A 13,341-nucleotide genomic window follows, 5' to 3' on the forward strand; every position below is an offset into this window, starting at 1 on the left:
TCCCCGGCCCCGCCGTGCGCCTCCGCCCCGGAGCCGTACGAGGATGGGGGCATGCTGCTACGCATCTTCACCGAGCCCCAGCAGGGCGCGAGCTACGAGACGCTGCTGTCGGTCGCCAAGGCCACCGAGGACCTCGGCTTCGACGCCTTCTACCGCTCCGACCACTACCTGAAGATGGGCGACGTGTCCGGCCTGCCCGGCCCGACCGACGCCTGGATCACCCTCGGCGCGCTCGCCCGCGAGACCAGCCGCATCCGGCTCGGCACGCTGATGACGGCCGCGACGTTCCGCCACCCCGGCCCGCTCGCCATCGCCGTCGCGCAGGTCGACCGGATGAGCCGGGGCCGGGTGGACTTCGGCATCGGCACCGGCTGGTTCGAGCAGGAGCACGCCGCCTACGGCATCCCGTTCCCGAGCCTGAACGAGCGGTTCGAGCGGCTGGAGGAGCAGCTCCAGATCATCACCGGGCTGTGGCGGACGCCCGAGGGCGAGACGTTCGACTTCGCGGGCGCGCACTACAGCCTCAAGGACTCCCCGGCGCTGCCGAAGCCGGCCCGGCCCGAGGGCCCGCCCGTCCTCATCGGCGGGTTCGGCGCCAAGCGGACGCCGCGCCTCGCCGCCGCGTACGCCGACGAGTACAACGTCCCCTTCCACAAGGTGGACGAGACGCTCGCGGCGTTCGGGCGGGTCCGCGACGCCGTCGAGGCCGCCGGCCGGACGAAGCCGATGGTGTACTCGGCCGCGCAGGTGGTGTGCTGCGGCCGTACCGAGGCCGAGATCAAGGAGCGCGCCGACGCGATCGGCCGCGACGTCGCCGAGCTCCGCGAGAACGGCCTCGCCGGCACGCCCGCCGAGGTCGTCGACAAGATCGGCCGGCTGGCCGAGGGCGGCGCCACGACCGTCTACCTCCAGGTGCTCGACCTGCACGACCTCGGCCACCTGGAGCTGCTGGCGACCGAGGTCCAGGACCGCCTCTAGCGTCCTCCGCCCCCGGTGACCGCCCGGTCGCCCGAAATCGAGATGCGGCGTGTTGGGCACTTTCGATCTTCAAAGGGCCCAACACGCCGCATCTCGACGGGTGGTGACCGGGGGGTCAGGCGGGTGCGGCGGCGGCCTCGATCTCGGCCGCCTCCTCCTCGGTGCGGGCGTGCAGCGGCAGCAGGAACGCCGCGACGAACGTCAGCCCGAGCATCCCGACGACGACCCAGGACGTGACCTGCATGGCGTCGCTGAAGCCCTGCCCGGCCGCCTGCTTCCCGGCCGCGCCGACCGCCTGCCGGATCGCGCCCGCCTGCTGCGGCGCGGCGGCCGCGGCCTGCCGGACGGTCCCCTCCAGCGCCGTGCAGGACGCGGGCGTCGCCGCGGCGTCCTTGGCGGCGGCGCGGTCGTGCCCGCAGGCCCGCAGGCCGGCGGCGATGCGGTCCTGGACGGGCGCGGGGACGGACGCGGCGGCGAGCCGCGCCCGCAGCCGCGCGGCGCCGTCGTCGGCGGCGGACGCGACGTGCCCGCCGAGCAGGCCGAAGAAGATCGTGCCGAGGACGGCGGCGCCGAGCGCCGCGCCGAGCTGCTGGATCGCGGTGAGGGTGCCGCCCGCCGACCCGGTCTCGGCGGGCTCGACGCCGGCGAGGACGGTGTCGAAGAACGGCGCCATCAGCAGGCCCATGCCGAGCCCGGTGACGACGAGCGCGGGCGTGAGCTGCCAGGGCGTGATGTCGAGCCCGCCGTGGCGCAGGGTGAGGGCCTCCGCCGCCGCGCCCGCGGCCATGACGACCGCGCCGCCGTGGATGACGCGGCGGCCGAAGCGGGTGAGCGCCTGCGCCAGCCCGAACCCGACGATCATGCCGGCGGACCAGGGGATCTGCGACAGCCCCGCCTTCAGCGGCGAGTACCCGAGGCCGAGCTGGAGGTAGAGGCCGAACACGAGGGCGAAGCCGGTCATGCCGGAGAAGAACACCAGGCCGACGACGAGGCCGCCGGTGAAGCCGCGCTTGGTGAACAGCGACGGGACGATCAGCGGGTCGCCGCCGGCGCGCTGCTTGCGCACCTGGTACCAGGCGAACACGCCGAACACCGCGACGGCGGCGGCCATCATGGCGAACGTCCAGGCGGGCCAGCCGAGCTCGCGGCCCTGCACGAGCGGGTAGACGACGAGCGCGGCGCCGAGCGAGGCGAGGACCGCGCCGCCGAGGTCGAGGCGGGTGGCGTCCTCGCCGCGGCCGCGCGGCAGCACGAGCAGGCCGAAGAGCACGGCGGCGGCGCCGACCGGCAGGTTGATCAGGAAGATCATGCGCCAGCCGGTGCCGAACAGGTCGGCGTCCACCAGCCAGCCCGCGAGGACCGGGCCGCCGACCGCCGACAGGCCCATGATCGGGCCGAACAGGCCGAACGCGGTGCCCATCTCCTTGGGCGGGAACATCCGCCGGATCATGCCGATGCCCTGCGGCAGCATCAGCGCGCCGAACAGGCCCTGCACGACGCGGGCGCCGATGAGCATGCCGGGCCCGGTCGCGATGGAGCAGAGCAGCGACCCGACGGTGAAGCCGGCGGCGCCGATGAGGAACATCCGCTTGCGGCCGTACAGGTCGCCGAGGCGCCCGCCGGTGATGAGGCCGACGGCCATGGCGAGCGTGTAGCCGGCGGCGAGCCACTGGATGGTGGCGGCCGACCCGCCGAGGTCGGCGCGGATGGTGGGGGAGGCGATGGTGGTGATCAGCGAGTCCAGCAGGTCCATGATCTCGCCGAGCAGGATGACCAGCAGCGCCGCCCAGCGCCACCGGTAGAGCGTCTCGGGTACGCCGGCGGGCGCGCCGCCGGCCGCGGTGTGGCTCATGGGGGTCTCCCAGCGTCGGGGGGAAGGATCGGGCGGAAGTGCGGTGGAACGGTGTTCGTTCTCTACGAACACTGTTCTAAAGTCGAACGGTGTTCGTGTCAAGTACGATGTTCGTTGCCCGGGCGGGCCCGGCCGGACGGCCGACGTCTCGCCTATAGAGAAGATATATCGCGTGTCGCGATAGTCAAGATGTATCGCGAGATTGGGGGTCGCCGATGGCCGGCGCAGCCGTGCCCATGCCGACGCCGCCGGGCCGCCGCCCGCGCCGCACCGAGCCGCGCCGCGCGCTGTCGCAGGGGCTCATCGTGCGCACCGCCGTCGCCGTCCTCGACGCCGAGGGCCTGGACGCGGTCACCATGCGCCGCGTCGCGCAGGAGCTCGGGACCGGGCCCGCCTCGCTGTACGCGCACGTGGGGAGCAAGGACGAGCTCTACGAGCTGATGCTCGACCACGTCCTCGGCGAGGTCGAGCTGCCCGCGCGGGTGGAGCCCGAGCGCTGGCAGGAGCAGATGAAGGAGGTCTCCCGCGCGTCGCGGGCGGTGCTGTCGGCCCACCGCGACATCGCGCGCGTCTCCCTCGCCTCCCTCCCGACCGGCCCGAACACGCTCGCCATCGGGGAGTTCCGGCTCGCCCTGATGCGGGCCGGCGGCATCCCGCCCCGGGTCGCCGCGCTCGCCATCGACACCCTCGGCATGCTCGTCGACGCCGACGTCATCGAGGACAGCATCATCCTCGCGAAGACGCCGCCGGGCGAGGACCCCTGGCGGGCCTTCCGGGAGCACATCGCCGAGATCCGCCGCTACCTGGAGGCCCTGCCGCCCGACCGCTTCCCCAACATCGTCGGGATGGCGGAGGAGCTGACCGCCGAGGGCGGCGACGGGCGCTTCGAGTTCGGGCTCGACATCCTGGTCCGCGGCATCGCCTCCTACGCCGAGGACGGGTGACGCCGCCGCGGCCCGCCGCGGAAGAGATTCGGACGACGTTGACCCGAACGCCACACTTTTCCAGCCGTCCGGATCGGTGCAACTTGATCATATGGTGACGGTTATCTGTCATGCTGTGCTGTGCCATGCAGCCTCCGCCTAACCGTCCCCCCTCGGGCGACCCCTACGGACCCGGCGGTCCCGACGAGCCGGGCCCGGGGTACGGGCGCGGCCGCCCGCCGCGGCCGCCCGGGCAGCCGTACGGCCCGCCGTCCGGCCCGTCCCCGCAGCAGCAGCACCCCTATGGCCTCCCGCCGGCGCCCCGGCAGCGCCCGCCCCAGCCGCCCCCGCAGCAGCGGCCGCCGGAGCAGCCCTACGACGACTTCTGGCAGGAGCGGCCCCCGCGCCGGCCGCCGCGGCAGCCGCCGCGCGAACCCCGCCGCGAGCCCCGGCACGGCGCCCCGCCGCCCGAGCAGCCCTACGACCAGCCCCAGCCCTACGGCCGGCCTTACGAGCAGCCGCCCGAGCAACCCGACTACGGCGACCTGTTCGCCGGCCGCGACCCGCTCGCGCCCGACCCGGACGACAAGTTCGCGGTCGGCTCCGAGCACGGCATCGGCGGCGACCTGGAGCGCGCCTTCGAGGGCGCGCGCCGCTCGCGGATCCTGCACATCACGCTGGCGGTCGGCTCGCTCACGCTGATCAGCGGGCTCGGCATCGGCAGCGCCGTCGCGTTCGTCATGCTGAGCCGCCCCGCCGGCTCGACCGGCCTCGGCCCCATCCGCTCGGGGGACCCGCGGCCCTCGGGCGCGGCCCCGGTGGACGCCCCGCCCGCCGCGGGCCGGGTGGGCGAGCCGCCGTCCGGCACGGCCGTCCCGGCCAAGGGCACCGGGCGCTTCCGCCGCGCCGCCGTCGCCGTCCCGCACACGGTGGGCAGCGGGAAGACGCTGCGCTACGCGGTCGACGTCGAGGGCGGCACCCAGCAGAGCGCCGGCGCGTTCGCCGCGCAGGTCGAGCAGATCCTCGGCGGCCGGCGCGGCTGGACGGCCGGCGGCAAGTGGGCCTTCCAGCGCGTCGACTCCGGCTCCTACGACTTCGTCATCCGGCTCGCCACGCCCGCCACCACCGACAAGCTGTGCCAGGCCGCGGGCGTCGACACCGCCGGCGAGGCCGACTGCGCGGCGGGCCGGCAGATCGTGGTGAACCTGCGGCGCTGGCTGCTGCCGACCACCGAGTACAAGGGCTACCCGGCGCTCTACCGCACCTTCCTGATCAACCACGAGGTCGGGCACCGGATCGGCCAGAAGCACGTGACGTGCCCGGGGAAGGGGCGCGCCGCACCGGTGATGATGGAGCAGTTCCAGGGGCTGGACGGGTGCCGCGTCAACGGCTGGCCGTTCGACGCCGGCGGCCACCTCGCCACCGGCCCGGACACCTCCTGACCGGACGTTCCCCCCGAAAACCGGTGGGCGGCGCCGCGCGGGGTCGGCCAGACTGGCCGGGTGCTACTGACGATCACGACCACCCGGCATCCGGCCGATGACCTGGGCTTCCTGCTGCACAAGCACCCCGCGCGGATGCAGAGCTTCGAGCAGTCCTTCGGCACCGCGCACGTGTTCTACCCCGAGGCGGGGCCCGAGCGGTGCACGGCGGCGCTGATGCTGGACGTCGACCCGGTGCGGCTCGTGCGCACGCGCGGACGGAACACGCCCGACTTCTCGCTCGGCCAGTACGTCAACGACCGCCCGTACGCGGCGTCGTCGCTGCTGGCGTCGGCGATGGCGAACGTCTTCCGCACCGCGATGCGGGGCCGCTGTGACTCCCGGCCCGACCTCGCCGACACCGAGATCCCGCTGACCGTCACCCTGCCCGCGCTGCCCTGCCGGGGCGGTCCCGCGCAGGCCGAGCGGTTCTTCGCCCCGCTCGGCTGGCGGGTGGACGCGCGCGCCGTGCCGCTGGACGAGGCTTTCCCCTCCTGGGGTGACTCCCGGTACGTGTCGCTGACCCTCACCGGCGAGCTGCGCCTCGCCGACGCGCTCAACCAGCTCTACGTCCTGCTGCCGGTGCTGGACGAGAGCAAGCACTACTGGCTCGCGCCCGACGAGGTCGACAAGCTGATCCGCGCGGGCGGCGGCTGGCTCGCCGCGCACCCCGAGCGCGGCGCGATCACCCGCCGGTACCTGTCGAACAAGCGCGGCCTGGTGCGCGCCGCCCTCGGCCGCCTCGCGGGCGTCGACCAGGCGCCCGACGAGGCGCTGTCGCAGCCCGAGATCGACGACGAGGGCCCCGACGCCGCCGGGACCGCCGACACCGCCGAGACCGCCGGGGCTGCGCCGGAGCCGCGGACCCCGCTCGCCGAGCTGCGCGTCCGCGCCGTCCTCGCGGCCCTGCACGAGGAGGGCGCGAGCAGCGTCATCGACCTCGGCTGCGGCTCGGGCCGGCTGCTGGCGCGCCTCGCGGACGACGCCGCGTTCACCGAGGTCAGCGGCGCCGACGTGTCCTACCGCGCCGTCGAGATCGCCCGCCGCCGCACGGCCGGCGCGCGCCGCGTCCGGGAGGTGTTCCAGGGCGCCCTGACCTACGCCGACGCGCGGTTCGGCGACCACGACGCCGCGGTGCTGATGGAGGTCGTCGAGCACATCGACCCGCCGCGCCTGGGCGCCGTCGCGCGCGTGGTGTTCGGCGGCGCCCGCCCCCGCGTCGTGGTGGTCACCACCCCGAACGCGGAGTACAACGTCCACTACGAGGGCCTCGCGCCGGGCGCGATGCGCCACCCCGACCACCGCTTCGAGTGGACGCGCGCCGAGTTCGGCGCGTGGGCCGACGGGGTCTGCGCCGCCCACGGCTACCGCGTCCGGTACGTCCCGGTCGGCGACGCCGACCCGGCCGCCGGCGCCCCGACCCAGATGGGGGTGTTCGTCCGATGACCCGCGAGCTGAGGATCCCCGCGACCGGGCTGGTCGTGCTGGTCGGGGTGTCGGGATCGGGCAAGTCGCACTTCGCCCGCCGCCACTTCCTGCCGTCCCAGGTGATCTCGTCCGACTACTGCCGCGCCGTCGTCAGCGACGACGAGAACGACCAGTCGGCCACCGGCGACGCGTTCGCGCTGCTGCACCACATCGTCGGCATCCGGCTGCGCCGCGGCCTGCTCACCGTCGTGGACGCCACCAACGTGCAGCCGCGCTCGCGCGAGTCGCTGCTGCACGTCGCCAAGGAGCACGACGTCCTGTCGGCGGCGATCGTGCTGGACGTCCCGCCGGAGGTCGCCGCCGAGCGCAACCGGACGCGCCCCGACCGCGACTTCGGCGACCACGTCGTCCCGCGCCAGCACCGCGAGCTGCGCCGCGGCATGCGCTCGCTGCACCGCGAGTTCAAGCGCGTGCACGTGCTGGCGGGCGACGACATCGACACCGCCGTCCTCGTCCGCGAGAGGCCGTGGAACGACCGCCGCGACCTCACCGGCCCGTTCGACGTCATCGGCGACGTGCACGGCTGCCGCGCCGAGCTGGAGGACCTGCTCGGCGATCTCGGTTACGAGATCGAGCACGACGCGGAGGGCCGCGCCGCCGGCGCGCACCACCCCGGCGGCCGCACCGCGGTGTTCGTCGGCGACCTGGTCGACCGCGGCCCCGACACCCCGGGCGTGCTGCGCCTCGCCATGGGCATGGTCGCGGCCGGCGACGCGCTCTGCGTGTCGGGCAACCACGAGGCCAAGCTGCTGAAGGCGCTCGCCGGCCGCAAGGTGCGCGTCGCGCACGGCCTCGCCGAGTCGCTGGAGCAGCTCGCCGCCGAGGACGCGGCGTTCCGCGACGCCGCGCGCGCCTTCATGGACGGCCTCATCAGCCACTACGTCCTGGACGGCGGGCGGCTCGTCGTCGCGCACGCCGGGCTGAAGGAGAGCTACCACGGCCGCACCTCCGGCCGCGTCCGCTCGTTCGCGCTCTACGGCGACACCACCGGCGAGACCGACGAGTACGGGCTGCCCGTCCGCTACCCGTGGGCGCGCGAGTACCGGGGCGCCGCCATGGTCGTCTACGGGCACACGCCCGTCCCCGACACCGAGTGGATCAACAACACGCTCTGCCTGGACACCGGCGTGGTGTTCGGCGGGAAGCTGTCGGCGCTGCGCTACCCCGAGCGCGAGATCGTCGCGGTGCCGGCGCGGCGGCAGTGGTACGAGCCGACCCGGCCGCTGGCCGCGGCGCCCGACGCCCGCGACATCGACGACCTGAAGATCGACGACGTGCTGGACGCCGGCGGCGTGGAGACCGCGCTGCTCGGCCGCGTCACCGTCCGCGAGGAGAACGCGCTCGCCGCGCTGGAGGTGATGAGCCGGTTCGCCATCGACCCGCGCTGGCTCGCCTACCTGCCGCCGACGATGGCGCCCGCCGCCACCTCCAAGGAGGAGGGGTACCTGGAGCACCCGGCCGAGGCGCTCGCCGCCTACCGGGACGCGGGCGTGCGGCGGGTGATCTGCGAGGAGAAGCACATGGGCTCGCGGGCGATCACGGTGGTGTGCCGCGACGCGGCGACCGCCGAGAGCGCCTTCGGCGTGCGCGACGGCTCGACCGGCGCCCTCTACACCCGCACCGGCCGCGCGTTCTTCCGCGACCCGGCGCGCACCGCCGCCGTCCTCGACCGGGTGCGGGACGCGGTCGGCGCGGCGGGCCTGTGGGACGAGCTGGACACCGGCTGGCTCGTCCTGGACGGCGAGCTGCTGCCCTGGTCGGTGAAGGCGATGGACCTGATCCGCGGCCAGTACGCGGCGACCGGGGCCGCCGCCCGCGCGGCGCTGCCCGCCGCGTCCGAGGCGCTCGCCCGCGCCGCCGCGCGCGGCGTGGACGTCGGCGGCCTCGGCGAGCGCACCGAGCGGCGCGCCGCCAACGCCGGCCTGTTCCGCGACGCCTACGCCCGCTACTGCTGGGACGTCGACGGCCTGGACGGGATCGCGCTCGCCCCGTTCCAGGTGCTCGCCGGGAACGGGCACGCCTGGGCGACCGAGCGCGACCACGTGTGGCACATGGAGGTCGCCGAGCGGCTCGCCGCCGCCGACGCCTCCGGGCTGATCCGGCCGACCGCCTGGCGGACCGCCGACCTGGACTCGCCCGACAGTGAGAAGGCGGTGACCGAATGGTGGGAGAAGTGCACCGCCGAGGGCGGTGAGGGCATGGTGGTGAAGCCGCTCGGCCCGCTCCCCGACGACCGCCGCGTCCAGCCCGGCCTGAAGTGCCGGGGCCGCGAGTACCTGCGCATCATCTACGGGCCCGACTACACCGAGCCCGCCCACCTGGACCGGCTGCGCGCCCGGTCGCTCGGCCGCAAGCGCTCGCTCGCCACGCGCGAGCACGCCCTCGGCGTCGAGGCGCTGCACCGCCTCGTCGGCGGCGAGCCGCTCTGGCGCCGCCACCAGGCGGTGTTCGCGGTGCTGGCGCTGGAGTCCGAGCCGGTCGACCCGCGCCTGTAGGGGGCGCCGCCCGGCGGGGCCACCGCGGTCCGCGGTGGCCCCGCCGCCCGGATGGGGTCGCTCAGGTGGAGAAGAGCATGTGGAACATGCTGCCGTGGTGCCCGCGGTGGTGCTGGGGGTGGTGATGGTGGTGCACCTGCGCGGGGGCGCCCCAGGCGGGCGCCGACGACGGCGGCGGCGGGGGAGCCGCGTTGTAGCCGGCCTCCATGCGGCTGAGGGCCTCCAGCTCGCCGTAGTCGAGGAAGATGCCGCGGCAGTTGTCGCATTGCTCGATGTGGACGCCGTTGCGGGTGTAGGTCCGCATCACGCCACGGCACTTGGGACAGTGCATCGCCTTGCCGTCCTTTCGCAGTGGTCCAGATCGGTCTGGACCCCCAGGTAAGAGGTAAATCTAGGGCAGTACTCCCGCCACGTCATGCGGGAAGGCCGCTCCGCGCGATGCGGGCGCAGGCGCCGACGAGCGCCCGCTCCGGCCCTTCCAGCTCGCGTTCCCCCTCCCGTGCCGATATGACGCACGTGGCGGCGATCTGGATCGCCAGAGTTCGGGCCGGAACGTCCAGGACGTTCCACGGGTCGGCGGGCAGCGGGCCGCCGGCGTCCCGGTAGGCGCCGGTGAGGCGCGCCCAGTCGCGCGGGTCGAGGACGCCCGCCAGGTAGAGCGCGGCGGGCCGGGCCAGGTCCCAGGCGGGATCGCCGGTGCCGAGGTCCTCGACGTCGATGAGCCGCCACCCCGCCGCCGTCCGCACGAGCTGCCCGAGATGCCAGTCGCCGTGCACGAGGGCCGTGCCCGGGGAGGGCGGCGCGGCGCCCGCCCGGATCCAGGGCGGCAGCGTGGCGAACGCGGCGCGGACGGTGTCCTCGTCCGCGCCGCCGCCGAGGCGCCCGACGAGCCGCGCGGCGCGGTCGGGGCGGCCGCACGGCGGCGTCCCCTCGGGGACGGGCGCGCGGTGCAGCCGGGCGAGGAGGCGCCCGCCCTCCTCCCATGGCGGGTCGGCGGACGGGTCGACGGGCGCGCCGTAGGGCCAGCGCGTGACCGTCCGCCCGGCCGCCTCCAGGGGCGGTCCGAGCGGCGCGAGCAGCAGGTCCGGCAGGGCCGCCGCGACCCGCAGCCGCGCCGCGAGCGCCGGGCCGGTGTCGCGGTCGGCCTGGTGCGCCTTGGCGACGGCGCCGCCGGCGCGCACCACCAGCACGCCGTGCCGGTCGTACAGGACGCTCGGCTCGCCGGGGCCGGCGAGCTCCGCCAGCCGGTCGAACAGTTCGGGCATCGGGCCAGTCAACCACCGCGCCCCGCCCCCCGCCGCGCGGGCGGCGGCGGGGGACGGGGCGCGGGGGCGGCTCAGCGGTCGTACACCTCGAACGCGTACAGCGAGTACCCGTAGGCGGTGGCCCGCTTGGTCCCGTACACCCGCACGTAGCGGGCGGTCGCCGGGGTGAAGGCGAGCCAGTCGGCGCCGCCGTCGCCGCCGGTGCGGGTCGCCCGGGTCGTCCAGGTCGTCCCGTCCGCCGACGTTTGGATCTTGTAGTCCTTGGCGTAGGCCGCCTCCCAGCGCAGCACGACGCCGCCGACCTGCCGCGCCTGGCCGAGGTCGACCTGGAGCCACTGCGGGTCGGCCTTCTTGCTCGACCAGCGCGTGGTCGCCGAGCCGTCCACGGCCTTGGCGGCCTCCAGCCCCGCCTTCTCCACGCTGGACGCCTTGGCGGCCTTCTTCAGCGCCAGGTCGGTCTTCGGCCGGTAGGTGGCGGTGAGGGTGACGTCGTCGCCGACGGTGATGTTGTGCGCCGACGCCTTGCCGTCCGACCAGCCGGCGAACTCGTACAGCGTCCGGCCGACGAGCTGGGTCTTGGTCGGCGCCGACACCGACACGTCCGAGCCGGTGATGACCGTTCCGGTGAACGGCGCCGCCTTGCTGGTCTCCAGCAGCGTCAGCGGGATGCCCGCGGGGCTGCTGACCAGCTTGACGGTGCTGGTCCTCGGGTGCAGCTCCACGCTCTTGGTGTCGCTCAGCCCGTCGGCGTCGGTGGCGGTGAGCCGCAGCTCCAGCCACGAGGGGTACTCGTGGTCGGGGGCGACGAACGACCCGGTCGCGCCGCTCTGCCCGGTGACGGTGTGGGTGTGGCAGTTGCTCGGGCAGTGGTGCATGATGATCTGCCAGTTCAGCGCGGTGCCGGTGAGCGCGCCGTCCTCGGGGTCGGTCGCGCCGCCGGCGAAGGCGATGGTGTCGCCGACCTTCCAGGCGGCGGTCGCGTCCGGGACGTCGATCCGCGCGACCGGCGGGGACGACCCGGCGGTGATCACCTGGGTCGCGGTGTCGGACGCGCCCTTGGCGTCGGTCACCTTCAGGCCCACGGTGTGCCTGCCCTTGCCGGTGAACGTCGTGCTCGCCGTCGCGCCGGTCGCGTCGTCGTAGTCGCCGTCGCCGTCGAGGTCCCAGGCGTAGGCGAGCGGCAGGTTCCCGTCGGCGTCGGTGGACGCCGACCCGTCGAGCTCCACGTCCAGGGGGACGGGGCCGCTCGTCACGTCGGACTTGATGGTGGCGACCGGCGGGTTGTTGACGCCGTTGTAGACGAAGTGCACGATGCGGCCGCCGAGGATGTCGGCGCCGTACAGGTCGCCGTTCGGGCCCGCCTGGAGGTCGACGATGCCGCCGGCGTCCGGCGCGAACGTCTCGATCCTGGTCTTGTCGGGCAGGCCGTCGGCGCCCGGCTTCATCGCCCACACGCACTTGCGGGCGTAGTCGGCGAAGAACAGGGCGCCCTTGTACTGGGCGGGGTAGAGCGAGCCGGCGTAGAACGCGGTGCCGCTGATGGACGAGCTGCCGGTGCCGCAGGTCTCGCCCGCCACGACCTTGTCGCTGTGCTTGTAGGCGAAGCGCGGCTGGATCATCGCGCTCGCGCCCGCCTTGTAGAGGTTCTCGCAGACGTTCAGGTTCGCGCCGTCGTAGCCGGGGGTGCGGCCGGCGTTCTCGTAGCAGGGCCAGCCGAAGTTGCGGACCTCGGCGGTCGGGGCCGGGATCCGGTCGATCTCCTCCCAGGTGGTGTAGCCGACGTCGCCGAGCCAGACCTCGTCGGTGCCCGGCCGCACGGTGAACCGGAACGGGTTGCGCAGGCCGTAGGCGACGATCCGCTTGGCGTTCTCGTCGCCGGTCGTGGTGGGGTTGCCCGCGGCGGCCTTGCCGGTGTCGGGGTCGATCCGGATGATCGTCCCGTCGAGGGTGGTCGGGTCGGCGGGGGTGCGCCGGTCCTGGGCGCGCAGCGCGCCGCCCTCGCCGGTCGGCGCGGTGAGCGCGGTGCCGGCGGCCTTCGGCGGGTCGCCGCAGGCGTTGTTCTTCTGCCCGTAGTCGGCGTACTGGAAGCTCGCGCCGTCGCCGCCGCCCGCGAACAGCTTGCCGTCCCGGCCGAAGGCCAGCGTGCCGACCGAGTGGCTGGAGAACTGCTGGCACCAGTCCTCCAGCAGGACCTTCTCGGTGACGGGCCCGGTGTCCGCGCGGTCGGCGAGGGCGCCCTGCGCCTTGTCCTCGGGCGACAGGACCGAGATGCGGCCCGCGACGACGCAGCCCTGGTTGTTGGCGCCGGGCGGGTCGGGGCACTGGTCGTTGGTGCCGTCGGCCGACGGCCAGCGCGGGAACGTCCCGCCCATCTGGCCGTTGTAGGTGTAGATGACGTAGATCCGCGGGTCGGCGGGGAAGTTCGGGTGCAGCGCGAGGCCGAGCAGGCCGCGGTCCCAGCCGTTGAACACCTGCGGCCGCAGGTCGGCGTAGACGCGGCCGGTGGTGTCGGTGAGGGAGTCGAACTCCTTGACGATGCCGCTCTTCTCGGCGACGAAGACCCGGCCGTCGGGGGAGAAGCGCACCGCGGTCGGCGCGGTGAGGCCCTTGAAGACCTCCTTCTCCTGGAAGTTGGCGGGCAGCGCCCGCGCGGCGCGCGGGTCGCCGACGACCGCCGCGAGGACGGCGGCGAGGATCACGGCCAGCGACAGCGCCACGCCCGGGCGGCTCCGCAGGGCGGCGCCGTGCGGAGCGCGGCCGGGCGGGACGGGGCGGCGGCGCGGGACGGGGGGCGGTCCAGCGGTCACGAGCGGTCCCTTCTGGGCCTTCGGCGAGGTCATGGGGGTGGGGTCCTCCCGG

General features: G+C 74.9%; 9 protein-coding genes. 5 read left to right on the forward strand and 4 right to left on the reverse strand.

Annotated features, from left to right (window positions below):
- The first annotated feature begins 51 nt into the window (after positions 1-51).
- Positions 52-978, forward strand: a complete 927-nt coding sequence (locus tag K1Y72_RS07645) for an LLM class F420-dependent oxidoreductase (protein ID WP_220164653.1) — start codon at positions 52-54, stop codon at positions 976-978.
- 115 nt (positions 979-1,093) lie between these two features.
- Here K1Y72_RS07645 and K1Y72_RS07650 read toward each other — a convergent pair whose 3' ends face one another.
- Positions 1,094-2,830, reverse strand: coding sequence for an MFS transporter (locus K1Y72_RS07650; RefSeq protein WP_220164654.1), 1,737 nt, complete (start codon positions 2,828-2,830; stop codon positions 1,094-1,096).
- A 215-nt stretch (positions 2,831-3,045) separates the two neighbouring features.
- Here K1Y72_RS07650 and K1Y72_RS07655 point away from each other — a divergent pair, with 215 nt between their 5' ends.
- From K1Y72_RS07655 to K1Y72_RS07670, 4 genes are all read left to right on the forward strand, one after another.
- On the forward strand, positions 3,046-3,774 hold the full coding sequence (locus K1Y72_RS07655) for a TetR/AcrR family transcriptional regulator (RefSeq protein ID WP_258572094.1): 729 nt from the start codon (positions 3,046-3,048) through the stop codon (positions 3,772-3,774).
- 125 nt (positions 3,775-3,899) lie between these two features.
- Positions 3,900-5,195, forward strand: a complete 1,296-nt coding sequence (locus K1Y72_RS07660; RefSeq protein WP_220164655.1) for a DUF3152 domain-containing protein — start codon at positions 3,900-3,902, stop codon at positions 5,193-5,195.
- Between the two features lie 60 nt (positions 5,196-5,255).
- Positions 5,256-6,680 carry a 3' terminal RNA ribose 2'-O-methyltransferase Hen1 gene (locus tag K1Y72_RS07665; RefSeq protein WP_220164657.1) on the forward strand — a complete coding sequence of 475 codons (1,425 nt, stop codon included), beginning with the start codon at positions 5,256-5,258 and terminating at the stop codon, positions 6,678-6,680.
- Positions 6,677-9,217: a polynucleotide kinase-phosphatase gene (locus K1Y72_RS07670; protein ID WP_220164659.1), complete on the forward strand. Its 2,541-nt coding sequence runs from the start codon at positions 6,677-6,679 to the stop codon at positions 9,215-9,217. The genes K1Y72_RS07665 and K1Y72_RS07670 overlap by 4 nt, the downstream gene beginning before the upstream one ends.
- Before the next feature lie 61 nt (positions 9,218-9,278).
- Here K1Y72_RS07670 and K1Y72_RS07675 read toward each other — a convergent pair whose 3' ends face one another.
- From K1Y72_RS07675 to K1Y72_RS07685, 3 genes are all read right to left on the reverse strand, one after another.
- A complete protein-coding gene (locus K1Y72_RS07675) occupies positions 9,279-9,548 on the reverse strand; it encodes a TFIIB-type zinc ribbon-containing protein (protein ID WP_220164661.1) in 270 nt (89 codons plus the stop codon).
- A gap of 82 nt (positions 9,549-9,630) precedes the next feature.
- Positions 9,631-10,482: a phosphotransferase family protein gene (locus K1Y72_RS07680; RefSeq protein WP_220164662.1), complete on the reverse strand. Its 852-nt coding sequence runs from the start codon at positions 10,480-10,482 to the stop codon at positions 9,631-9,633.
- Between the two features lie 71 nt (positions 10,483-10,553).
- Positions 10,554-13,289 (reverse strand): PQQ-dependent sugar dehydrogenase, encoded by a 2,736-nt coding sequence (locus K1Y72_RS07685; RefSeq protein ID WP_220164663.1) that lies wholly within the window; start codon positions 13,287-13,289, stop codon positions 10,554-10,556.
- Positions 13,290-13,341: the final 52 nt, after the last annotated feature.

Origin of the sequence: Actinomadura parmotrematis, assembly GCF_019458805.1 — a bacterium.
In the GTDB taxonomy this organism is placed as follows: Bacteria; Actinomycetota; Actinomycetes; order Streptosporangiales; family Streptosporangiaceae; genus Spirillospora; species Spirillospora parmotrematis.